Here is a 22,744-nt window from a genome sequence, read left to right as displayed (position 1 = left end):
AAGCGCCAGACCAAAACAAAGGCCCCCTCCTCATGCTGAACCTGCCCCAAGCGCCGCAGAAACTGATCTGCCCGGCTGACACGATCTTTGATGGCACAACTGTCGGCACCGCAATCAAATCCGCTGCCGCCGAGGCAGCCGATGCCAACGCCCTGCGCAGCGCTGTTGTGCCCGTCCTGATCGACGCCCGCAAAGCAGGAATGGAGGCTATTGCCAAGGCCTTTACCGCCTCGCCATTTGAGGCGCGTGCAACCACCCGAGCATACACATATCTGACGGACTGTTTGGTTGTGACAGCCAAACATGTTGCCACGCAACATATGGTGCCGAACCCGAACCCAACCGAAGAGGATCGCCTAAGCCTGTTGGCCGTCGGCGGCTACGGGCGCGGGGAAATGGCGCCGCAATCAGATGTGGATCTGCTGTTCCTGACACCGAAACAGATCACCCCCTGGGCTGAACAGGTGATTGAGGCGATGCTGTATATCCTGTGGGATCTGCGGCTCAAGGTTGGCCATGCCTCCCGCACCGTGCGGGACTGCCTGAAGCTGGGGCGCGAAGATTACACCATCCGCACCGCCCTGCTGGAACATCGCTTTCTCACCGGGGACGCGGACTTGGCCGCGGAACTGGCCCAGCGGCTGGAAAGCGAGTTGTTCAAAGGATCGGCAGCTGAGTTTATTGAGGCCAAGCTGGCCGAACGCGACAGCCGCCATGAACGTCAGGGCGGCCAGCGCTATGTGGTCGAACCCAACGTGAAAGAAGGCAAAGGCTGCCTACGCGATCTGCAATCGCTGTTCTGGATCGCCAAATACATCCACAATGTGCGCAACGTGAAAGAACTGGTGGCGCTGGATGTTTTCACCGACGAAGAATTCCAGACCTTTAAACAGGCCGAAGATTTCCTGTGGGCTGTGCGCTGCCATCTGCATCTGATCACCAAGCGCCCTGCCGATCAGCTAACCTTTGACCTGCAGGTCGAGGTTGCCGACCGCATGGGCTACGCCGACGGAAACGGGCGGCGCGCGGTGGAACACTTCATGCAGGACTATTTCCGCCACGCCACATCCACCGGCGATCTGACTCGCATCTTCCTGACCAAACTGGAAGCGATGCACATGAAGAATGAGCCGCTGTTGCAGCGCATCTTCCGCCGTTCGCGCAAGGTCAAGAAGGGCTACAAGGTCATTCACAACCGTCTGGCCGTAGACAACGAAGAGGCGTTTCTAAGCGACAAGCTGAACCTCCTGCGCCTGTTCGAAGAGGGGCTGCGCACCGGCATGCTGATCCACCCCGATGCGATGCGTCTGGTGGTGGCCAATCTGGACCTCATCGACGACGGCATGCGCAATGACAAAGAGGCCCAGCGCCTGTTTCTGGGGCTGATGCTGAAACACGGCAACCCCGAACGCGCCCTACGGCGGATGAATGAGCTGGGGGTTCTGTCGGCCTTTATTCCTGAGTTTGAGCCGATTGTCGCGATGATGCAGTTCAACATGTATCACCACTACACCGTGGACGAACACACTATTCAGTGCATCCGCAACCTCAGTGAAATTGAACATGGCGATCAGGTGGAAAACCTGCCGCTGGTGTCCGGCATCCTGAAAGAAGGCATCAACCGCAAAGTGATCTATGTCGCGCTATTGCTGCATGACATCGGCAAGGGTCGGGACGAGGACCACTCGGTCCTCGGGGCAAAAATCGCCCGCAAGGTGGCGCCGCGTCTGGGCCTGTCGAAATCGGATGTGGAAACGGTGGAATGGCTGGTCCGTTATCACCTGCTGATGTCGGACATGGCGCAGAAACGCGATATTTCCGATCCCCGCACCATCCGCGCCTTTGCCAAGGCGGTGAAAAACCGCAAACGGCTGGATCTGCTGACGGTGCTGACCGTCTGTGACATTCGCGGCGTTGGCCCTGACACATGGAACAACTGGAAGGCCGTGCTAATCCGCCAACTGCACCGTGACACTGCGATTGCACTGGAACATGGGCTGGAAGAGGTAAACCGCGAAAACCGTGGCGCTGAGGCGCGCAAGCGTCTGCGCGCGCAGCTGTCGGATTGGGGCAGCACCGCGCTGCGCACCGAAACCGGTCGTCATTATCCGCCCTATTGGCAGGGTCTGGACAGTAAAACCCATGTGGTTTTTGCCCAGATGCTGCGCGACATTCCTGATGATGAGGTGCGCATCGACCTGCACCCGGATGAGGACCGCGATGCCACCCGCGCCTGTTTTGCGCTGGTCGATCACCCCGGCATCTTCTCCCGCCTCAGCGGTGCCTTGGCACTGGTTGGTGCCAACGTGGTGGACGCGCGCACCTATACCTCCAAGGACGGCTATGCCACCGCCGTGTTCTGGGTGCAGGACGCTGATGGTCACCCCTATGAAGAAGAACGCCTGCCGCGTCTGCGCCAGATGATCCACAAAATCCTGCTGGGTGAGGTGAAGGCCAGCGAAGCGATGAAATCGCGCGACAAGATCAAGAAACGCGAACGCGCCTTCCGCGTGCCGACCTCGATCACCTTCGATAACGAAGGATCAGATATCTACACCATCATCGAGGTGGACACCCGCGACCGCCCCGGCCTGCTGTTTGACCTGACCCGCACATTGGCGAACAACAACGTCTATATCGCCTCTGCGGTGATCGCGACCTATGGCGAGCAGGTGGTCGATAGTTTCTATGTCAAAGACATGTTCGGACTGAAGTTCCACTCCGACCCGCGCCAAAAGGCGCTTGAGGCGAAACTGCGCGAAGCGATCACCAAAGGCGCGGAAAGGGCCAATTCATGAAACCAATCCGCCTGATGGGCGGCTTCCTGACGGTCGGCGCCTGGACCATGATGAGCCGTGTGCTGGGATTTGTGCGCGATGCGATGATCCTGGCCTACCTTGGCACGGGTCCCGCCTATGAGGCCTTTGTCGTGGCCTTTCGCCTGCCCAATATGTTCCGCCGCTTCTTTGCCGAAGGGGCGTTCAACATGGCCTTCATCCCGCAATATTCCAAGCGGCTGGAGGGGGACGAGGATGCAGATGGCTTTGCGTCGCAGGCGTTTAGCGGATTAGCCACGGTGCTGATCCTGCTGACGCTGCTGGCGCAATTGGTGATGCCGTGGCTGATCTATGGCCTTGCCTCTGGCTTTGCCGGTCAGGATCAGTTCGACCTGTCGGTTTTCTTTGGCCGTATTGCCTTTCCCTATATCCTGTTCATCTCTCTCGCCGCGCTGCTGTCAGGAGTGCTGAACGCCAACGGACGCTTTGCCGCTGCTGCGGCGGCGCCTGTGTTGCTGAACGTGCTGTTGGTCAGTGCGATGGTTCTGGCCGTGGTGATGGGCTGGGACGTGGCAGCTGCGCTGGTCTGGATGATCCCTGTCGCCGGTGTGGCGCAAATGGTGCTGGTATGGATCGCCGCCAAACGTGCGGGCGTGCGGATCCGCATCCAACGCCCCCGCTTCACGCCAGAGATGAAGCAATTGGTCATCGTCGCCGTCCCTGCCGCGTTGGCGGGTGGTGTGGTGCAGATCAACCTGTTGGTCGGCCAACAGGTCGCCAGCTACTTTGACCGCGCGGTAGGTTGGCTCTATGCCGCAGATCGCCTGTACCAACTGCCGCTGGGTGTGGTGGGTATTGCCATTGGTGTGGTGCTGCTGCCCGATCTATCCCGTCGGCTGAAGGCTGGGGATGAGGCCGGATCGCGTAACGCGCTCAGCCGTGCCGCCGAAATCTCACTCGCCCTGACCATCCCTGCCGCTGTGGCGCTGGTGGTAATCCCGCTGCCGCTGGTGTCGGTGCTGTTTGAACGCGGCGCGATGACGGCGGATGACAGTGCGTCTATCGCGGTGGCCGTGGCGATCTACGGCCTCGGCCTGCCGGCGTTTGTGCTGCAAAAAATCCTGCAACCGCTGTTTTTCGCCCGCGAGGACACCAAAACCCCCTTCCACTACGCGATCTGGGCAATGGTGGTGAATGCGGTGCTGGCGGTAGGCTTGGCACCGGTGATTGGCTGGACCGCCAGCGCGATCGCCACCACAGTGGCCGCTTGGGCCATGGTCGCGCAGCTGTCACGCGGCGCGCGCACGTTTGGCGATATGGCGCGGTTTGATCAGCGGTTCAAAACCCGCATCTGGCGCATCACCGCTGCGGCGCTGGCGATGGGCGGTATCCTGTGGTGGACACACGTTGCGCTGACGCCCTTCCTTGGCATGGCGGGGGTGCGGTATGGCGCATTGGCTGTTCTGGTGAGCGTGGGGATCATCAGCTACTTTGCCATCGGCCAGCTGATCGGTGCGTTCAGATTGGCCGAATTCAAAGGTGCAATGCGGCGGGGGGGCTAACCCCCGTCCCAATAACCGCTGGCCCGCTTACCGCTGGCGCAGCCGCGCCAGCAAACGGCCAAGACTGCCAGGAATCAAGAACACCGCCAGAACCAACCCGGTGACAAAGCCCCCCACATCCGCCAGCCAATCAGGTGTGCTGCCAAACAGCAGGCCGAACAACAACTGAATCCCCAATAGGAACCCGATCAGGGAAAACGCCCGCACCTGTTGTTCACCCAGCATGCCCAGCCGCAACCACATCAGATAAGTGTAGGCGCCGATCATCGCGTAAGCGCCGGGATACGCCCCGACAAGCGGCGTCTGACTATCCAGCACCAGCGCATAGACCAGCGCACCGTTGGCGGTACCCAGCACAAAGAATAGCAACAGAGCAAACTGGTTATAAACCTCGCCCGCCATCTTGCCCAAGGCCAGAAAGATCACACAGCCAAACAGCGCCTGCGTGAAGCTAAGGTGGACGAACCCATAGGTGACAAAGCGCATCACATGTTCAAAAGGCCACTGGCCACTGCTGCGCATCCATTCGAATATCTCATCCGAAAACGCATATTTCTGCAGCGCTGCCAGACGCCAGCCCACCGCCTCTGGCCCGCCGATGATGCCGCGCGCGCCAAGGTTAAACACAACCTCGATGCCAAGGATGAACAGGAACAGAGCCACAATCACCGGCGGCAGCGGGTTCACCGGATTGTTGTCTTCCTGCATGTTTTGATCGCTCATGTCCTGCTCCTTAGCCCTCATTGACGGGGCCTGCCTTGACGGGGGTATGGGGCATGGGTAAGCCACCAGAGCATAGAAATCCAGACGGAGAACCACCATGTCGGATGCGGTCCAAACGCAATCCACCCAGAACGCCGGTTTTACCCCCCGCGTGTTCTCGGGCATCCAGCCCTCTGGCGGGCTGACCCTTGGCAACTATCTTGGCGCGATCAAACGCTTTGTGGAAAAACAGGCAGACGGGATCGAAACGATCTTCTGCGTTGTGGACCTGCACGCCATCACCGTCTGGCAAGACCCCGAAGCGCTGCGCAAACAGACCCGCGAGTTGACCGCAGGCTATCTGGCCGCGGGCATTGATCCGGCGAAATCCATCCTGTTCAACCAAAGTCAGGTGAAAGAGCACGCCGAACTGGGCTGGTTGTTCAACTGCGTGGCGCGTATGGGCTGGATGCAGCGCATGACCCAGTGGAAGGACAAGGCGGGTAAGAATTCGCAGAACGCGTCGCTTGGCCTGTTTGCCTACCCGTCGCTGATGGCGGCGGACATTCTGCTGTATCACGCAACAGAGGTGCCGGTAGGTGAAGACCAGAAACAACACGTCGAACTGACCCGCGACATCGCGGCCAAGTTCAACCATGACTACGGTGTTGATTTCTTCCCCATGCCGGAACCCAAGATCGAAGGCGCGGCCACCCGTGTCATGTCCCTGCGCGACGGGTCGAAAAAGATGTCAAAGTCTGATCCCTCAGACGCCAGCCGCATCAATATGACCGATGACGCTGACACCATCGCCAAAAAGATCCGCAAGGCCAAGACCGACCCCGAGGCGCTGCCGTCCGAGGCCAAAGGCCTGGAAGACCGCCCCGAGGCGCGCAATCTGGTGAACATCTACGCCGCCCTGTCGGAAATGAGTGTGGATCAGGTGCTGGCAGATGTGGGCGGCAAACAGTTTTCCGAATTTAAGCCGATGCTGTCGGAACTGGCGGTGGCAAAACTGGCGCCGATTTCGACCGAAATGTCCCGCCTGATGCAGGACCCGGCCGAAATTGACCGGATGCTGGGCCAAGGATCTGACCGCGCCCGCGACATCGCCGCGCCGATCCTCAGCCGCACCAAAGAGATCATTGGCATGGTGGGCTAAGCCCGCAGCCATATCGCATAGAAAAGGCCCCTGCGTGGGGCCTTTTTCATGTCTGCGTTGCAGATGTTCACACCACCCGAATGTAGCCTGACAGCCCGCTTTTTTGGTGTTCGATCACATGGCAGTGAAACGCCCAGTCGCCGGGGTTATCGGCTAGCAGGGCGACCTCGACCACCTCATCCTTCAACAGTAAAATCGTGTCGGTGTAATTCGCAGGTAGGGTGCGCAGGTTAGATCGCAGCGGTTTGAACACCAGCCCGTGCAGGTGGATCGGGTGCAGGTTCGGTGACTCGTTCCGCATGCGCAGGATATAGCTGCGGCCCTGTTTCAACTCTGCCACCGGGGCAATGCCAGACACCACATCACCGGGCCATGGGCTGCGGTTGATGGACCAGAAGGTATAATCGAAGGTCCCGCAAAGGCCGTTGTTGGACCCTTCGCCCTCTGGCGACCAGCCAAAGACGATATCGCGCACCTCGGCCTCTTTGACGTTGGGATGGGCGAAGGGGTTGCGTGGCAATGGCTTCACATCGGCAATGTCACGCTTCAGATCGGCACCGACACTGCGCAGGCGCAGCACGTTGAAGGGGGAATTGCGCCCCTTGAGGCTGCGGAAGGTCAGCTCTTCGCCCTCAACCGCAGGCGCCTTGATCACCACGTCCACCCGTTGCCCCGGTGCCAACCACAACGGTGCCTCGGCGGTGGGCCATGGAATGTCCTCATCCACGGGCTGGCCATCCCACGCGATGATCCGCCCCGCCACATCAGGGAAAATCATGCGATGCACCCGTGTGATATCCGTCACCGCAAAGCGCAGGCGGATCAGCCCTCCCGCTGGCACGTCCATCACCGGATCCTGCTGCCAATTGGTGGTGCGCACATTGCCATGCGTGCCTGCCCGCGCCGCGCCACGAGCGGTGAAATAGGGCAACATCTGACCATCACTGCCGATGCGAAAATCCTTAAGGGTCAGAGGAATATCCGCGTCAAAGCCCTGATCCCCGCGCTCCTCAACAATCAGCATCCCCGTCAGCCCATGCGCCATCTGTGACATGGTGCGGCAATGCGGATGATACCAGTAGGTGCCCGCATCGGGCGGGGTGAATTCGTAGCGGTAGGTTTCATCCTGCCCGATCGGCATCTGGGTCAGGTAGGGCACACCATCCATCGCATTGGGCAGTCGGATGCCGTGCCAGTGCATGGATGTGTAATCCTCCAGCCCGTTGGTGTAATCGAAAACCGCACGCTCCCCCTGCCGGACCCGCAACACCGGCGACGGGGCATTGTCTGTCAGGCTGATCAAGCCCTTGGTCACATGATCGCCAAACTGAAACGAGGTCTGCCGTGATCTGAGGGCGAAATGCTGCGCTGCACCGGCCTGCGCATCCCAACCGCCAAGGCCAGCCATCGCCCCCCCAGCCACTGCCGTGCCCGCACCTGCGGCCATAATAAACTGCCTACGGGACATGTTTTGCATCTGGTGATCTCCACTTTCGTGATCGTGCGCGTCCTCTTGGCTTTGTGCCATGCACAGCGACGACAGGACATCCCTCAGACGCAGGGCCAATTGTCGCCCCTGCTGCGCAGGACAGATATTAAAGCGTTGCCAGCAATCCGTCAGACGCCGCCTCGATCAGCTCTAACACCGCATCGAATTCGCCCGTGTAATAGGGATCAGGCACATCGCCCACATCACGCCCCGCGAAGGGCGCGAAGCGTTTGACCGGTGTCAGGTTGCCCGGTGGGCGCTGTGCCTCGACATCTGCCAGATTGCGGCCATCCATCACCAAGATCATATCAAACCGGTTGAAATCCACCGGATGAAAGGGCCGCGCCACCTGTTCGGTGATGTTATAGCCACGCCTGAGCGCCGCGTGTTGCATCGGGACATAGGGCGGCTCCCCCGCGTGCCAGTCGGAGGTACCTGCCGAATCGATCTGCAAATGCGGCGCTTTGTGGCGCAGTACGCCTTCGGCCGCCGGTGAACGGCAGATATTTCCAAGGCAAACAAACAGGATACGGCTGGTCATCGGGCTCTCCTTCAGCGCAGAGTGTAGTGGGTTCATGCCCAGCGGCAAGACCCTAACAGCAGCCAAACGAGCGGAGGCCAAGACAATGAGCGCAGACAATATCGTGATCCTGACCGGTGCGGGCATCTCCGCCGAAAGCGGGCTTGGCACCTTTCGAGATGAGGGCGGGTTGTGGGCACAGCACCGGATCGAGGATGTGGCGACACCCGAAGGCTTCGCCGCCAATCCGCAGCTGGTGCATGATTTCTACAACGCCCGCCGCGCCCAATCGCTGGAGGCCACGCCAAACGCGGCGCATGTTGCGCTGGCACGGCTGGAGGCAGAGCATAAAGGCCGCGTGTCGATCGTGACGCAGAACGTGGATGGGTTGCATGAGGCGGCGGGATCGAAGGCGGTGATGCATATGCACGGGGCACTCGACGGGGCGCTGTGTGCTGCATGCGATCACCGTTGGTCTGCGCCGCTGGTGATGCAGCCCGCTGATCTATGCCCCAACTGCGGCCAGCCCACGACACGGCCTGATATCGTGTGGTTTGGTGAAATGCCCTATCAGATGGACCAGATCTGGCAGCACCTGCGCGATGCGGATCTGTTTGTGGCGATCGGTACCTCCGGCAATGTCTACCCAGCGGCTGCCTTTGTGCAGGATGCGGATCGCTATGGGGCGCATACAGTGGAGCTGAACCTAGAAGCATCCGCCACCATCAGCGATTTCGCTGAAGCGCGGTTTGGCAAGGCGAGTGAGATTGTGCCTGCGTGGGTGGATGAGGTTTTGGGTGGATAAACGCAACCCATGGCGCGGGCGTCAGCCCGGGCCGCGCCCGCCCCTCCCCACGGGAGGGCGCATTTGCCGCCTCGTCGCAGGTTATGAGCGCGTCGCCTGCTGCAAGCTAATGCCATTTTCAAATGTCATGATGCGCCCACCCAGGGTCAGGCGCGTCCCTAACGCAAAAAGGCGGCACCTCTGCGCCGCCTTTCATTCTTTGGTAACGGTCGCCCTTAGTTCGACTTCTTCATCATCTTATCATGATCGCCGTGCTTGTGGCCGTGATCGCCGTGACCATGCCCATGACCGCCCTTACGGTTCAGATCCACGGGGATCTCCACAACCACCTCACCAGCTTTTTCAAACACCAGCGTCACAGGCACCATCTTGTCCTGCGTAAACGGTTCGGTCAGGCCCATGAACATCACGTGATGGCCACCACGCTCCAGCGACAGCATTTCACCGTCAGCAATGGCAAAGCCTTCTTTGACGTGCAGCATCTGCATCACGCCTTCGCCGTTGTCTTTGTGGGTGTGCAGCTCAACCCGTTTGGCCACATCGGCGCGGGCATCAATCAAGCGATCGTCAGAACCGCTGTGGTTCATGATCATCATAAATGCCGCGCCGGTTTTCGCCATTGGCGTCGCGGAGCGCGCATAAGCGTCTTTGACCGTGATACCATCGGCAAAGGCAGGCAGGGCAACAAAGGCGGTGACAACCGCCGCAAGAAGGGTAGATTTGAACGACATAATTCTAGTTCCTGTAGTCTGTCTGAAGAATAGACCGGCGCAGCAATGCCACCGGCCAGTGGGTATCAGGACAAAACAGGGGGAGAGCGCGCGCTGGCTGGAATGATCCGCGTGACTGTGACGCCCTTGCCGCGCTCAACGCGCAGCGCCACACCTTTCCCCAAGGGACGCAAGTTTGGGGCAAAGCCGGGCTGCACCAGCGCAACGATAGAGGCGCTACAGTCAGGACAATAATGTGGCGGATCAACGGGCTGGCCGTCTTCGTCGTAATATACCGTGATCGCTTCGGATCCGATACACAGCACCATTTCACCAACCGGCATCGCGGCATGGCGTGCATTGCCCATGGTCTGTGTGGTCAGAACCATGACAAGCGCCAGCATCACTGCCAGATATGTACGAACAAGTGCCATATCGCCGATATAATCCCTTCGCGCAGGAAGGGAAAGCGACAAAAGGAAACAGCCCCATTCCGGCGGAATGAGGCTGCGAAATCCTTGAAGGATCCGGAAGAGATTAGGCGGAGGCTTGTGCCTTCGCGATCTGCTTCTTGATCTTCAGCGCGTTGGCGGACAGCTCAACGTCTTTGGCTTTTGCCAGGAACGCGTCCAGACCACCACGGTGGTCAACCGAACGCAGTGCAGCAGCCGAAATGCGCAGTTTGAAGCCGCGGCCCAGGGCCTCGGACTGCAGGGTGACGTCGTTCAGGTTCGGCAGGAAACGACGTTTGGTTTTGTTGTTGGCGTGGCTGACATTGTTGCCAGACATCGGGCCTTTTCCGGTCAGTTCGCAACGGCGCGACATGGGTGTATCCTCGTCTCTTCGCGGGGCGCTAGAGACCCCTTCAACATAACAGGCGCCCGCCAGAGGCAGCGCCCAGAATTCCGTTCGGCGTCATTAGGCGGAATCAGGGGGGAGGTCAAGAGCCTGATCCGCAATGATCAGGGATTCCGCTGTTTACACAGCATCCTCCCCCAGAAAACCACCCGATTGCCGCGCCCAAAGCCCCGCATAGACACCGCCGCGCGCCAATAGGGCCTCATGTGTACCCTCTTCGATCACGCGACCTTGATCCATAACCACAATCCGGTCCATCTGCGCAATGGTGGACAGGCGGTGGGCGATGGCAATCACCGTCTTACCCTGCATCAGACCAAACAACGTGTCCTGAATCGCGGCCTCCACCTCGCTATCCAGCGCCGATGTCGCCTCATCCAACACCAAAATTGGCGCATCCTTCAGAATCACCCGCGCAATCGCGATCCGCTGCCGCTGACCGCCGGACAGTTTCACCCCACGTTCGCCCACATGGGCGTTGTAACCTGTGCGGCCTTTGGGATCCTGCAACGTGGTGATAAAGTCATGCGCCTCTGCCCGTTCTGCCGCCGCCATCATCTCTTGCTCACTGGCCGACTGACGCCCAAACAGGATGTTGGCGCGGATCGACCGGTGCAGCAGGGAATTGTCCTGCGACACCATCCCGATCTGTTGACGCAGTGAGGTTTGATTGACCGTCGCAACATCCTGCCCGTCGATCAGGATCTGCCCCGCCTCTGCATCGCGGAACCGTAGCAGCAGATTGACAAGCGACGATTTACCAGCACCCGACCGACCCACCAGACCAACCTTCTCCCCCGGTTTGATCGACAGATTCACATGATCCAGACCACCACGCCCTTTACCGTAGTGATGGCTGACATCGCGAAACTCAATCCCAGCCTGCGCGACCTGCAAGGCCGGCGCATCAGGCACATCGGTCACATCATGAGGTTTCGCAATAGACTCCAGCCCCTCACGGATCACACCCGCATGCTCAAACAGCCGCACCGTCACCCACATGATCCAGCCCGACATGCCGTTGAGCCGGATGGTAAGCGCCGAAGCCGCCGCCACCTCACCCACAGAAATCACCCCGCGCGACCACAGCCAGATCGCCGGGCTAAGCATGCCGAGGATCAGAACACTATTAATGACGTTCAGACCAAAGCTCAGCTCCGTCATCAACCGCAGAAACCGTTGAAAGCGCAGGCGCAGACGGCGCATGGCGGATAGGACATAGCGTTCCTCCGTTCCCTCATCGGCAAACAGTTTGATCGTTTCGATATTGGAATAGGCATCGACCACCCGCGCCGTGACCATCGACCGCGCGCCGGACCACTTTTCCGACGCGACCGCCACACGGCGCGCAATATAGCGCACATAGACCACATAGATCGCCACCCAAATGACCAGCGGCACCGCCAACAACGGATGCACGCCTGACAGGATCAGCGCGGCAGAGATGACGTAGGTCAGCGCATACCAGATCCCCTCAAACGCCATATACGTGGCATCCTCAACCGCGCCGCCCATCTGCATCACGCGGTTGGATAAACGCCCGGCGAAGTCATTCTGAAAGAAGCTGGTCGATTGCCCCAACAAATGCCGATGCGCCCGCCAGCGCACCTGTTCCTGCATATTCCCCGCCAAGAGCTGTTCCAAAAACAGGTGATTCAGCCCGATGAACAGCGGACGGATCGTCAGGATAAACAGCGCCGCCAGCATCAATTCGGTGCCATGATTATCAAACAGCTGCGCAGGCGTGTTGGCGCCCAGCAGATCAATCAACCGGCCCGAATAAAAGATCAGCCCAGTTTCCACCATGGCAACAAGCACCCCGGTGATCGCCATAAAGACCATCCATTTGCGAAACGGTCCCAGCTGGGTTTTCAGATAGGCCCACAGCGTCGCGGGCGGGGTTGTGGCCTCAAAACGGGCGAAGGGATCAACAAGGTTTTCAAAAAAGCGAAACATGGCTGGACCTCAAAGCGCGGAAAGCATGCGCGAAATATTCGATTATGAAGAAGGGTCAGTCTGGAAACTGGGGGGCAACTGCGGCAGTGATGTGCGGCGGTGGGCTATCTATAGGCCAGCCGAACAGGGGCGATGACCTTAGATAAAGGTGGATCGAATTCCCTGATACATCTACGTGCCTCCGTCAGTTACAGGCACTTGATAGCGCAATCATATCGCGCTGTCATTTGTTTTATATCTGTTACAGTCGAACTGGGCGCGCGCAATCTGGCGTCAGATTGCGCCTGCGTTACCCTTTGGTCAGCGTATCCAGCATCTGCTGCGCGGCAGCCGTCGGGCTGGTCGCGCCCTGAGCCACCTCTTGGCCCAGCTGGTCCATCGCAGCACGCGCGCTTGGCGCTTGCAACTGTGCCAGCAGCGCCTGCTTTACCTCTTCCTCAAACCAGAACCGAGCCTGCGCGGCGCGGCGACCGGCGAAATGCCCAGCCTCACGGCGCCAAGTGGTCAGCGCCTGCATCTCTTCCCACGCTTTGGCCAGCCCATCCTCTTCCAGCGCCGAAACGGTCATCGCTTTGGGGAAGCCTTCGGGGTCTTGCGGGCGTTTGCGCAGCAGGCGCAGGGCACCGGAATAATCGGCGCAGGTACGGGTGGCTGTCGCCTTCAGGTCGCCATCCGCTTTGTTGACCAGAATGATATCGGCCATTTCCATGATACCGCGTTTCACGCCCTGCAACTCATCCCCACCCGCTGGCGCCAGCAGCAGGATGAACAGATCCGACATCTCTGCCACCACGGTTTCTGACTGACCGACGCCCACGGTTTCAATCAGGATCACGTCAAACCCCGCGCCTTCACACAGCGCCACCGCCTCACGGGTGCGCCGCGCCACACCGCCCAGATGCGACTGACTGGGGGAGGGGCGGATAAAGGCGTTGGGATTGCGGCTGAGCCGTTCCATCCGTGTCTTGTCGCCCAAAATCGATCCGCCAGAACGGGCCGAACTGGGATCAACCGCCAGAACCGCCACCCGCAGACCCTGTTCGGTCAAAAAGGTGCCGAAGCTTTCGATGAAAGTGGATTTCCCCACCCCCGGCGTGCCGGACAGGCCGATGCGCAGCGCCTGATGGGGGGATTTGCGGCGGATATCCTCGATCAGGGCGGCGGCGGTTTCGCGGTGATCGGCGCGGCTGCTTTCGACCAGGGTGATCGCCCGCGCCAATGCGCGCCGATCCTGCGCCACAACCTTTTCACTCAACACCTGCGTATCCATGCCCTGCCCCTCTCTTTCACTTGACCGCGTTTCTGCCAATCTGTCGCCCGCCTGTCTACAGTAACGTGCCGCGCCGCCGGGTTTCACGGCAACCACCGCTTTACCCATCCCGATGGTTGCGGGATAAGCGTGCCATGACCACACAAATGCCCCAGCTGCCCATCCATGACGCCCTGCCCGACCTAATCACCGCGCTGTCGGATCAGGGCCGCGCCGTGCTGCAGGCGCCCCCCGGCGCCGGTAAGACCACCGTTGTGCCGTTGGCGATGATGGAGGCGGGCCTGACAGAAGGCCGCATTCTGATGCTGGAACCCCGCCGTCTGGCAGCGCGTGCGGCGGCAGAACGGATGGCGGATACGCTGGGGGAACCACTGGGCCAAACCGTCGGTTACCGCATTCGCGGCGAAAGCAAACGATCCAGCGCAACCCGTATCGAGGTGGTGACTGAGGGCGTCCTGACCCGGATGATCCAATCCGACCCCGAGTTAAGCGGCATTGGCGCAGTGATCTTTGATGAATTTCACGAACGCTCCCTCACCGCGGATCTTGGCCTTGCGCTGTGTCTGGAAATATCTGAGGCGCTGCGCGACGACCTGATCCTCTTGGCCATGTCGGCCACGCTGGATGCGGCGCCTGTGGCGGCATTGATGGGCGATGTGCCGGTGATCACATCCGAGGGGCGCGCCTATCCCGTGGACCTGAAATGGCTGGACCGCCCATTGCCGCCGAAACACCGCCTGCCAGAAGAATGCGCAAAACTGGTCGCGCAGGCCGTCGCTGAAACCGAGGGCGGCGTTCTGGTCTTCCTCCCCGGTGAGGGAGAAATCCGCCGGACCGAAGCCCTCTTGCGCGACCGCCTACCTGCGGAATGCTCGCTACATATGTTGTTTGGCGCGATGGAGTTTGCCAAACAACGCGCGGCGATCGAACCAGCAAAACAGGGTCGCAAGGTGGTGCTGGCGACCTCCATCGCGGAAACATCGCTGACCATTCAGGATGTGCGTGTCGTCGTAGATGCAGGCCGCGCCAGACGCGCCCGTTTTGACCCCGGATCAGGCATGTCGCGATTGGTAACTGAAAAGGTAACGAAGGCCGAGGCCACCCAGCGTGCAGGCCGTGCGGGCCGTGTGGCGGAAGGCACCTGTTATCGCCTGTGGACCAAGGGCGAAGAGGGTGGATTGCAGCCCTTCCCCCCTGCCGAGATCGACACCGCCGACCTATCCGGTCTGGCGCTGGAACTGGCACTTTGGGGTGCGGGACCAGACGATCTGTCATTCCTCACCCCACCCAATGCGGGCACGTTTGCCGAAGCGCAGGCGTTGCTGCGAATGCTAGGGGCACTGGATGCGCAGGGGCGGATCACTGATCACGGCCGCCAGATCGCCGCCCTGCCGCTGCACCCACGTCTGGCCCATATGCTAACCATCGCTGGCCCAGACGCCGCACCTATCGCTGCCCTGCTGGCCGATCGTGATCCGCTGGCCCGTTCTGCGCCGGTCGATCTGTCCCTGCGCATCGCCGCGATCCGCGATTTCCGCGCCTATAGTGACCGCCACCCGCACACCGCCAATCGCGGTGCGGTGGAACGGATCAAACAAGAGGCCAAACGGCTGGCGCGCCAGGCTGGCAAAACCACTGCACAATATACAGATGCCGAAATGGCCGCCCTTGCCTACCCCGACCGCATCGGGTTGCGGCGCAAGGGCGATGCGGCACGCTTTGTCCTCTCTGGCGGCAAGGGCGCGGTGATGGAGGATCACGATCCGCTGGCTGGCAGCCGCTTGATCGTCGCCACCGACCTTGACGGCAACCCGCGTGAGGCGAAGGTGCGTCAAGCGATCCAAGTGTCCGAGGCAGAGCTACGCAATCTCTTCGCGGATCAAATATCGTGGGTCGATACCTGTGAGTGGTCCAAACGCGAACGCCGTGTGATTGCACGACGGCAGGAACGGCTCGGCACCGTCGCGCTGGATGACCGCATCTGGAAAGACGCACCAGCGGACGCGGTGGCCTTGGCCATGCTGGACGGTGTGCGCGATCTGGGACTGCGGCCCTCAGATGCGGCCAAACGGTTCATCGCACGGGTGATGCTGGTGCGCGACACCCTGCCCGATCTGCCGGACATGTCCGAAGATGCTCTGATCACCACCATCGACGACTGGCTGCTGCCACATCTGGGCGGCGTCAAAACCGCTGATCAGTGGAAAAAGTTTGATATCCTCAACGCCTTGCGCGCCATGCTGGATTGGAACCAGATGCAGGCGCTAGACCGCGCCGCGCCTGCGCATTTCACCACCCCGCTGGGGCGCCAGATCCCGATAGATTATTCCGGCGACGTGCCCGAAATTAGCCTGCGCCTGCAGGAAATGTTCGGCCAGAAGGCCCACCCGATGGTGGGCCGCACCCCCTTGCGCGTGACCCTTCTCTCCCCCGCGCTGCGTCCCGTTCAAACCACGATGGACATCCCCGGTTTCTGGGCCAGTTCTTATGCAGACGTGCGCAAAGACATGCGCGGACGCTATCCCAAACACCCCTGGCCCGAAGATCCAACCGAAGCAGACCCAACACTGCGCGCAAAACGTCGCAGCTGACAAAATTCTTCCCGCCAAAGGCGATTTTTTGGCCTACCTTTTACTAACTGTCATAAAACCTATATATCCAAGCATCACACACGCGAGCAGACCACCAAACGCCGAGAAAATGCAAAAAACAGTGCGCAAAGCCTGGAACGAATACGTCCAACCCCTTCTTTACCGTCCCCCGCAAGTGCAGGTGGCGGCTCTTCCCGTGCGCGGAAAAGGCAAGGACAAAGAGGTTTTACTCATCACGTCACGCGGGACCGGACGCTGGATCATTCCCAAAGGCTGGCCTATGGCGGGCAAATCCGATGCAGAAGCCGCAGCGCAAGAAGCATGGGAAGAGGCAGGTATCAAGCCGCAGAAAGTTTCGCCGAAACCGATTGGCAGCTACCGCTATGCCAAAACCGGATCGCAGGGCATTGTCACCCCGATTGAAGCCCATGTCTTCCTGCTGAAGGTCGACAGCCTGGCCAAAACCTACCCCGAACTAGGCCAGCGCAAACGCAAGTGGTTCCCCCCCGAAGAAGCCGCCGAACGGGTGGACGAAATGGGGCTGAAAGATCTGCTGCGACGTTTGTAACGTTTTTTTGTAACTTTTGTGACGAATCCCTTGCTTAAAAGGGCCGTGGCCACTAGGCCGCTGGCAACTTTTGCAAGGTGACTGTCATGAGCGACCAACCAACCGGAAAAAACTGGCCCACCCTCGACAAAGATCTGGGCCGCATTTCGCAATTTGAACGGGCTGCGGGCTATATTGCGCGCCCCTATATCGCCCCGGGGATCGCACTGATCTTCATCCTGCTGGCCGGTCTGGCCGCCAGCCTCTTCTTTGGTGGCGCGTCTGGCTCGATCATCGTTGTGGTCGCTGCAGCCTTCGGTGCCTACATGGCACTGAACATCGGCGCCAACGACGTAGCCAACAACATGGGCCCTGCGGTGGGCGCCAACGCACTGACCATGGGTGGTGCAATCATCATCGCCGCCATCTTTGAAAGCGCCGGTGCGCTGCTGGCCGGTGGTGACGTGGTATCCACTATTTCCAAGGGCATTATTGACCCCGCAGGCATTCAGGACAGCGACGTCTTTGTCTGGGCGATGATGGCAGCGCTGGTGTCCTCCGCATTGTGGGTGAACCTTGCCACTTGGGTTGGCGCACCTGTTTCCACCACCCACTCCGTCGTGGGCGGCGTGATGGGTGCAGGCATCGCGGCGGCTGGCATGGCGGCTGTGAACTGGCCCACAATGGGCAAAATCGCCGCCAGCTGGGTGATCTCGCCCGTACTGGGTGGTGTGATTGCCGCGGCTTTCCTTGCCTTCATCAAGGCCCGCATCGTTTATCAAGAAGACAAGATCGCCGCCGCCCGTCGCTGGGTGCCCGTACTGATCGCGATCATGGCCGCCGCCTTTGCCGCCTACCTGTCGCTGAAGGGTCTGAAAAAGATCATCAAGATCGACATCACCACCGCCCTGCTGATTGGCCTGGGCATCGGTGTGCTGAGCTACGTGGTCTCCAAACCGCTGATCCGTCGTCAGTCCGAAGGTCTGGAAAACCGCAACAAGTCGCTGAAGGTGGTCTTTGCCATGCCGCTGGTCTTCTCTGCGGCGATGCTGTCCTTTGCCCATGGTGCGAACGATGTGGCAAACGCGGTTGGCCCGCTGGCCGCGATTGTGCACGCGATTGAATTTGGTGATTTTGCAGCCAAAGTATCGATCCCCAGCTGGGTGATGATCATCGGTGCCTTCGGTATTTCGTTTGGTCTGTTCCTGTTTGGCCCGAAACTGATCCGCATGGTCGGCAACCAGATCACCAAACTGAACCCGATGCGCGCCTACTGTGTGGCGCTGTCGGCGGCGATCACCGTGATTGTCGCCAGCTGGCTGGGCCTGCCCGTATCCTCGACCCACATTGCAGTGGGCGGTGTGTTTGGCGTTGGTTTTTACCGCGAATGGCATATGGAACGTCGTCGTCGCCAGAACCTCGCCGCGAAGGCAGTGAAGCCCGTGACCGCTGAGGAACGCCGCCGCCGCAAGCTGGTGCGCCGCTCGCACTTCATGACCATTGTGGCCGCATGGGTGATCACCGTGCCTGCCGCTGCGGCTATGTCGGCCGTGATCTTTACCCTGCTGTATTCCATCGCAGGCTAAGACAGCGTTACTTAAATGCGAAAGGGCGGCCGTTTGTGCCGCCCTTTTTTATGCGCACCTGCGCCTTTCAATGTTCTGAAAATACTCAAACCCAAGACGCAAAAACGCCCCACACCATCGGGTGCAGGGCGCCAAATTCTCAATCTTGGTGGCAGCTATCAGCGGCGGCGATCGCGGCGCGAGGACATCGGCTGGAACGCCACGCCAACATGCGCTTCGCAGTAAGGCTTACCTGCCTGAACAGGCAGACCGCAGAACCAGAAATCTTCGGTCGCGGGATCCCCTACGGGCCATTTACAGGTCCGCTCGGTCAGCTCCAGCAGGCCCAGCTTCTTCGATTTCTTCTCAACCTCATTCACCTTGGCCAAGGCTTCGGGGCTGATTTCGTTGGCCGAAGGCTGCGGTGGCAGCGGCTGACCGGCAGGAATGATCGCCTTGCGCGCAGAGCTGACCGCCGGACGCGGGGCCGGTGCAGGCGCGGCTGCGGCGGGTTCAGGCGCGGGCGCTGCGGCCTCTTTCGGCTTGGGCTTCGGCGCGGCCTCTTTCTTGGGCGCAGCTTTTGCCTTGGCCTCGGTCTTGCTGGCGTCAGCGGCACTGGCGCTGGTGGCACGGTTCGACAGGCCAAGGCGATGCACCTTGCCGATCACCGCGTTACGGGTCACGCCGCCCAGTTCTTTGGCGATCTGACTTGCCGATTGGCCTTCGCCCCACATTTTCTTAAGCAGTTCGACGCGTTCGTCGGTCCAGGACATGCCGGTTCCCTTCGGTAAAAGACGGCCCGTAGGAATCGAGCCGCCCTGAAATTTTGATCAGCCCCTATTCTAGCCAACAGGGCCTGAGTTACAAGGCGTCGAATCAGACCACGCGGCGGCGTGGCCATGACAGCACAAAGGACATCGCCTGATGCAAAGCCCAGACACACCTGATCACGCCCCAGATCACACCAATGACAGTGCTTTTGCCAGCCAAATGGGCGACCGTCGTTTTGGGCGTTTCAACTGGCTAGGCCTGATCACGCTGGGGCAGCGCGAGATCATGCGGTTTCTGGCCATCTGGACGCAGACATTGATCGCGCCCCTCACCACTGCGGCATTGTTTTTGATGATCTTCTCGGTCGCTATCGGCCCTGGTCGGGGCGAGGTGATGGGCCTGCCGTTTACCCATTTCATCGCGCCCGGCATTCTGATGATGACTGTGATCCAGAACGCCTTTGCCAATACGTCCTCCTCCATCGTGGTGGCCAAGGTGCAGGGCAATATCGTGGATACCCTGATGCCACCGCTGTCGCCGTTTGAGCTGGTCGTGGGGCATCTGATCGGCGCCGTGGCGCGTGGTGTGATTGTCGCGCTGCTGCTGTGTTTGGGCTTGATGCTGTTTCTGGGGATCATCCCCGCGCATCCCGCAATGGCGTTGACCTTTGTCGTGCTGGGGGCGGCGTTAATGGGTGCTGTCGGGATGGTTGCAGGGATCTATGCGAACAAATTTGACCAGATGGCCGCAATCACCAATTTCATCGTAACGCCTTTGGCCTTCCTGTCCGGCACGTTCTATTCGGTCGAAGCGCTGCCGCCCGTGATCGCGAAATTGACCCATTTCAACCCCATCTTCTACCTGATCGACGGGGTGCGTTACGGTGTTGTCGGCGTGTCTGACAGCGCACCGATTCTGGCGCTGACGGTGGCGGCAGGCAGCACATTGGTGGTTTCTGCGTTAGCATGGCTGCTCTTCCGCACCGGATACCGTTTGAAAAGCTGATAGGGCGCGTCTTAGGTCCGGCCCTTGGCCAGTGCTTCGCGCCAAGCCAAGAGCGCCGCACCCGAAATGATGATCCCTGCACCAATGTAGGAAATCATGTCCGGCACCTGTGCAAAAACCGCCCAGTCATAGAGGCTGGCAAACACCAGCGTCGCATAGGTGAAGGGCACGACAAAGCTGGCTTCGGCCCGTGCGACCGCATTGATGAAACAGGCCTGCGCTGTTGCCATGCACAGACCTAGTGCTGCCAAAACCGCCCATTGCGCACCTGTGGGAACCTGCCAGACCGCCACAACCGCAACGGTCGCGATACACACCCCCAGCCCGTTGTTGATCAACAGGATCTGAAAGGGACGTTCGCGGCCAGCCAGTTTCTTGATGAAGATGACCTCCATCCCCATCAAAACCGCCGCCCCCAGTGCTAAGAGGGCGGCGGGCTGGAAACTATCGGGCGTGGGGCGCAACAGCACCAAGGCGCCAATCAGCGCAATCGCCGCCGCTGCCCAACGCCACGGGCCCACCCGTTCGCCCAGCAGCGGGATGGCCAGCATCATCGCAAACACCGGATTAAGGAAACTGATCGCAGTCGCGTCGCTGAGCGGGATAAAAGCCGCCGCCGCAAACATGCAGCTGACCCCACCCCACCCAAACAGTGTGCGCCCCAAATGCAGGCCCCAGGCAGGCCTTGCGACCTGCAACCGCATGATCCCTGCCGCAGAGGCATAGAACATAAACGCAAAGATAAACCGTCCGTGGCTGATCTGTAACGGATGCAGCGGATCGCCCAGTGTTTCGGTGCCCAGCGCCTTGGCCATCAAGGTGGTCGCCGCAATAAACGCCGTCGCCGACAGCATCAACATCATGGCAAGGCGGGGATTCGCCGCCGTATTGGTGGCGGGATTAGGGGCGGTGCGCGTCATGCCCCATGCTATCTGCGCAATCGCCATGTCAAACAAGTCAAAAAGTTATGCCAAATTGACCAACTATTGCATCAATATGATCAAAATGAGCAGAAATCAAAAACAGCCTTTGCATTATGGCAATTTCGCCGTATGCAGGCGCCATGTTCAAACGACGCCATATCCTGACCGACCGACGCCGACGCATTCGCGCCTGACGTCTGCCGCCGCGTGACTGCCCGTAAATCTACCGCAGGCCCGCTGTTTGAACCGCCGAATCCCGGCTTTCCAACCTGAAATTGTTGACACCTACGCCCCTGTAATGCTTGTTCGGGGCTTCTGACAGAATAAGGATGCTCCGATCATGATCGCTTCCGTCTTGCCGACCTATTCCCGTGCCCCTTTGACCTTCGTTAAAGGCGAAGGCAGCTGGCTGATCGAGGCAGACGGGCGACGTTTTCTGGATCTGGGCGCGGGCATCGCGGTGAACGCATTGGGCCATGCCCATCCGGCACTGGTTGAGGTCTTGAGCACACAGGCGCAAAACCTCTGGCATGTGTCGAACCTCTACCAAATTCCGCAACAGCAGACGCTGGCCGATCAACTGGTCGATAACAGCTTTGCCGATACAGTGTTTTTCACCAACTCCGGTACTGAGAGCTGCGAGCTGGCCGTCAAAATGGCGCGCAAATACTGGTATGAGAAGGGGCATCCCGAAAAGGTTGAGATCCTGACATTCGAGGGATCGTTTCACGGCCGCTCCTCCGCAGGTATCGCGGCAGCAGGGTCAGAGAAGATGACCAAAGGCTTCGGCCCGCTGCTGGGCGGTTTCAAATCCCTGCCTTGGGGGGATCTAGAGGCGGTGAAAGCCGCGATCAGCGATGAAACCTGCGCCATCCTTGTTGAGCCTGTGCAGGGCGAAGGCGGCATTCGCCCGATGGCGGATGCAGACCTGCAAGCGCTGCGGGCCATCGCGGATGAACACAACCTGCTCTTGATCCTCGATGAGGTGCAGTGCGGCGTTGGCCGGACCGGCAAACTGTTCGCCCATGAATGGGCCGGTATCACACCGGACATCATGATGGTCGCCAAGGGCATCGGGGGCGGCTTCCCGCTGGGCGCGGTTCTGGCCACCGAAGAGGCCGCCAGCGGCATGACCGCAGGCACCCACGGGTCCACCTACGGCGGCAACCCGCTGGCCTGCGCAGTGGGCGGCAAGGTGATGGAGATCGTTGCGGCCCCCGCATTCCTCGACAGTGTGCGTGCCAAGGCAGGCCTGCTGCGCCAGCGCCTCGAAGGGCTGGTGGCCGATAACCCCGAGGTGTTCGAAGAAGTGCGCGGCACCGGCCTGATGCTGGGCCTGAAGTGCAAGGCCGTGAACATCGACGTGGTGAACGCCGGTTACGCCAATGAGGTGATCACCGTCCCCGCCGCCGACAATGTGATCCGCCTGCTGCCGCCGCTGACCCTCAGCGAAGATGAAATTGGCGAGGCGATCACCCGCCTTGACGCGGCGGCCAAGAGCCTCGGTTAAGCCAAGAGATTGATAGATATG

General features: G+C 60.1%; 19 protein-coding genes. 9 read left to right on the top strand and 10 right to left on the bottom strand.

The genetic code is table 11. The annotated features are described in order from the left end of the window. Positions 1–32 precede the first annotated feature (32 nt). The gene (locus TM5383_RS00850; protein WP_058317155.1) at positions 33–2,798 is read left to right on the top strand and encodes a [protein-PII] uridylyltransferase; all 2,766 of its coding nucleotides are present in this window, start codon (positions 33–35) and stop codon (positions 2,796–2,798) included. Beyond that, entirely contained in the window at positions 2,795–4,339 is a 1,545-nt protein-coding gene (murJ, locus tag TM5383_RS00845) for a murein biosynthesis integral membrane protein MurJ (protein WP_058317154.1), read from the top strand. The genes TM5383_RS00850 and murJ overlap by 4 nt, the downstream gene beginning before the upstream one ends. A 27-nt stretch (positions 4,340–4,366) precedes the next feature. On the opposite strand, the gene TM5383_RS00840 is transcribed toward murJ, so the two are convergent. Next, positions 4,367–5,062, bottom strand: a complete 696-nt coding sequence (locus TM5383_RS00840; RefSeq protein WP_058317153.1) for a rhomboid family intramembrane serine protease — start codon at positions 5,060–5,062, stop codon at positions 4,367–4,369. Between the two features lie 97 nt (positions 5,063–5,159). On the opposite strand from TM5383_RS00840, the gene trpS reads away from it, so the two are divergent. After that, positions 5,160–6,203 (top strand): tryptophan--tRNA ligase, encoded by a 1,044-nt coding sequence (gene trpS, locus TM5383_RS00835; protein WP_058317152.1) that lies wholly within the window; start codon positions 5,160–5,162, stop codon positions 6,201–6,203. 67 nt (positions 6,204–6,270) lie between these two features. Here trpS and TM5383_RS00830 read toward each other — a convergent pair whose 3' ends face one another. After that, a complete protein-coding gene (locus TM5383_RS00830) occupies positions 6,271–7,671 on the bottom strand; it encodes a multicopper oxidase family protein (protein ID WP_058317252.1) in 1,401 nt (466 codons plus the stop codon). A gap of 127 nt (positions 7,672–7,798) precedes the next feature. Next, complete coding sequence (locus TM5383_RS00825; RefSeq protein ID WP_058317151.1) at positions 7,799–8,233, bottom strand: low molecular weight protein-tyrosine-phosphatase; 435 nt, start codon at positions 8,231–8,233, stop codon at positions 7,799–7,801. 85 nt (positions 8,234–8,318) lie between these two features. Between TM5383_RS00825 and TM5383_RS00820 the strand changes: the two genes are divergently transcribed. After that, positions 8,319–9,017, top strand: coding sequence for an NAD-dependent deacylase (locus TM5383_RS00820; protein ID WP_058317150.1), 699 nt, complete (start codon positions 8,319–8,321; stop codon positions 9,015–9,017). Between the two features lie 215 nt (positions 9,018–9,232). Here the strand turns inward: TM5383_RS00820 and TM5383_RS00815 are convergent, their stop codons facing one another. The 5 genes from TM5383_RS00815 to meaB all read right to left on the bottom strand — a co-directional run bounded on the left by TM5383_RS00815 (position 9,233) and on the right by meaB (position 13,811). Beyond that, positions 9,233–9,748 carry a copper chaperone PCu(A)C gene (locus TM5383_RS00815; RefSeq protein ID WP_058317149.1) on the bottom strand — a complete coding sequence of 172 codons (516 nt, stop codon included), beginning with the start codon at positions 9,746–9,748 and terminating at the stop codon, positions 9,233–9,235. A 65-nt stretch (positions 9,749–9,813) separates the two neighbouring features. Further along, positions 9,814–10,161, bottom strand: coding sequence for a hypothetical protein (locus TM5383_RS00810; RefSeq protein ID WP_058317148.1), 348 nt, complete (start codon positions 10,159–10,161; stop codon positions 9,814–9,816). Positions 10,162–10,264: 103 nt separating this feature from the next. Beyond that, positions 10,265–10,552: a 50S ribosomal protein L28 gene (rpmB, locus tag TM5383_RS00805; RefSeq protein WP_058243349.1), complete on the bottom strand. Its 288-nt coding sequence runs from the start codon at positions 10,550–10,552 to the stop codon at positions 10,265–10,267. Positions 10,553–10,705: 153 nt separating this feature from the next. Then, positions 10,706–12,541, bottom strand: a complete 1,836-nt coding sequence (locus TM5383_RS00800) for an ABC transporter ATP-binding protein (protein WP_058317147.1) — start codon at positions 12,539–12,541, stop codon at positions 10,706–10,708. Between the two features lie 289 nt (positions 12,542–12,830). Then, the gene (gene meaB, locus TM5383_RS00795; RefSeq protein WP_058317146.1) at positions 12,831–13,811 is read right to left on the bottom strand and encodes a methylmalonyl Co-A mutase-associated GTPase MeaB; all 981 of its coding nucleotides are present in this window, start codon (positions 13,809–13,811) and stop codon (positions 12,831–12,833) included. A 146-nt stretch (positions 13,812–13,957) separates the two neighbouring features. Between meaB and hrpB the strand changes: the two genes are divergently transcribed. The 3 genes from hrpB (at position 13,958) to TM5383_RS00780 (ending at position 18,535) form a co-directional block, all read left to right on the top strand. Beyond that, positions 13,958–16,402 carry an ATP-dependent helicase HrpB gene (hrpB, locus tag TM5383_RS00790; protein WP_058317251.1) on the top strand — a complete coding sequence of 815 codons (2,445 nt, stop codon included), beginning with the start codon at positions 13,958–13,960 and terminating at the stop codon, positions 16,400–16,402. A gap of 121 nt (positions 16,403–16,523) precedes the next feature. After that, complete coding sequence (locus TM5383_RS00785; protein WP_306345442.1) at positions 16,524–16,970, top strand: NUDIX hydrolase; 447 nt, start codon at positions 16,524–16,526, stop codon at positions 16,968–16,970. An 86-nt stretch (positions 16,971–17,056) separates the two neighbouring features. Then, the gene (locus TM5383_RS00780; protein ID WP_058317144.1) at positions 17,057–18,535 is read left to right on the top strand and encodes an inorganic phosphate transporter; all 1,479 of its coding nucleotides are present in this window, start codon (positions 17,057–17,059) and stop codon (positions 18,533–18,535) included. 158 nt (positions 18,536–18,693) lie between these two features. On the opposite strand, the gene TM5383_RS00775 is transcribed toward TM5383_RS00780, so the two are convergent. Then, positions 18,694–19,287 (bottom strand): GcrA family cell cycle regulator, encoded by a 594-nt coding sequence (locus TM5383_RS00775; protein ID WP_058317143.1) that lies wholly within the window; start codon positions 19,285–19,287, stop codon positions 18,694–18,696. A gap of 217 nt (positions 19,288–19,504) precedes the next feature. Here TM5383_RS00775 and TM5383_RS00770 point away from each other — a divergent pair, with 217 nt between their 5' ends. Further along, a complete protein-coding gene (locus TM5383_RS00770) occupies positions 19,505–20,290 on the top strand; it encodes an ABC transporter permease (protein WP_082645355.1) in 786 nt (261 codons plus the stop codon). A gap of 11 nt (positions 20,291–20,301) precedes the next feature. Here TM5383_RS00770 and TM5383_RS00765 read toward each other — a convergent pair whose 3' ends face one another. Continuing rightward, positions 20,302–21,210 carry a DMT family transporter gene (locus TM5383_RS00765; protein WP_058317141.1) on the bottom strand — a complete coding sequence of 303 codons (909 nt, stop codon included), beginning with the start codon at positions 21,208–21,210 and terminating at the stop codon, positions 20,302–20,304. Positions 21,211–21,553: 343 nt separating this feature from the next. Here TM5383_RS00765 and TM5383_RS00760 point away from each other — a divergent pair, with 343 nt between their 5' ends. Continuing rightward, on the top strand, positions 21,554–22,723 hold the full coding sequence (locus TM5383_RS00760) for an aspartate aminotransferase family protein (RefSeq protein WP_058317140.1): 1,170 nt from the start codon (positions 21,554–21,556) through the stop codon (positions 22,721–22,723). Positions 22,724–22,744: the final 21 nt, after the last annotated feature.

The sequence above is a fragment of the Thalassovita mediterranea genome (genome assembly GCF_001458435.1).
GTDB lineage: Bacteria > Pseudomonadota > Alphaproteobacteria > Rhodobacterales > Rhodobacteraceae > Thalassobius > Thalassobius mediterraneus.
Note: the sequence above shows the minus strand (reverse complement) of the source record. Positions and strands in the feature narration are given on the sequence as shown.

Bases quoted from the DNA above. Each gene is read 5' to 3' on its own strand.
- TM5383_RS00850 (WP_058317155.1), top strand. From the start codon at position 33: ATGCTGAACCTGCCCCAAGCGCCGCAGAAACTGATCTGCCCGGCTGAC.
- murJ (WP_058317154.1), top strand. From the start codon at position 2,795: ATGAAACCAATCCGCCTGATGGGCGGCTTCCTGACGGTCGGCGCCTGG.
- TM5383_RS00840 (WP_058317153.1), bottom strand. From the start codon at position 5,062: ATGAGCGATCAAAACATGCAGGAAGACAACAATCCGGTGAACCCGCTG.
- trpS (WP_058317152.1), top strand. From the start codon at position 5,160: ATGTCGGATGCGGTCCAAACGCAATCCACCCAGAACGCCGGTTTTACC.
- TM5383_RS00830 (WP_058317252.1), bottom strand. From the start codon at position 7,671: ATGTCCCGTAGGCAGTTTATTATGGCCGCAGGTGCGGGCACGGCAGTG.
- TM5383_RS00825 (WP_058317151.1), bottom strand. From the start codon at position 8,233: ATGACCAGCCGTATCCTGTTTGTTTGCCTTGGAAATATCTGCCGTTCA.
- TM5383_RS00820 (WP_058317150.1), top strand. From the start codon at position 8,319: ATGAGCGCAGACAATATCGTGATCCTGACCGGTGCGGGCATCTCCGCC.
- TM5383_RS00815 (WP_058317149.1), bottom strand. From the start codon at position 9,748: ATGTCGTTCAAATCTACCCTTCTTGCGGCGGTTGTCACCGCCTTTGTT.
- TM5383_RS00810 (WP_058317148.1), bottom strand. From the start codon at position 10,161: ATGGCACTTGTTCGTACATATCTGGCAGTGATGCTGGCGCTTGTCATG.
- rpmB (WP_058243349.1), bottom strand. From the start codon at position 10,552: ATGTCGCGCCGTTGCGAACTGACCGGAAAAGGCCCGATGTCTGGCAAC.
- TM5383_RS00800 (WP_058317147.1), bottom strand. From the start codon at position 12,541: ATGTTTCGCTTTTTTGAAAACCTTGTTGATCCCTTCGCCCGTTTTGAG.
- meaB (WP_058317146.1), bottom strand. From the start codon at position 13,811: ATGGATACGCAGGTGTTGAGTGAAAAGGTTGTGGCGCAGGATCGGCGC.
- hrpB (WP_058317251.1), top strand. From the start codon at position 13,958: ATGCCCCAGCTGCCCATCCATGACGCCCTGCCCGACCTAATCACCGCG.
- TM5383_RS00780 (WP_058317144.1), top strand. From the start codon at position 17,057: ATGAGCGACCAACCAACCGGAAAAAACTGGCCCACCCTCGACAAAGAT.
- TM5383_RS00775 (WP_058317143.1), bottom strand. From the start codon at position 19,287: ATGTCCTGGACCGACGAACGCGTCGAACTGCTTAAGAAAATGTGGGGC.
- TM5383_RS00770 (WP_082645355.1), top strand. From the start codon at position 19,505: ATGGGCGACCGTCGTTTTGGGCGTTTCAACTGGCTAGGCCTGATCACG.
- TM5383_RS00765 (WP_058317141.1), bottom strand. From the start codon at position 21,210: ATGACGCGCACCGCCCCTAATCCCGCCACCAATACGGCGGCGAATCCC.
- TM5383_RS00760 (WP_058317140.1), top strand. From the start codon at position 21,554: ATGATCGCTTCCGTCTTGCCGACCTATTCCCGTGCCCCTTTGACCTTC.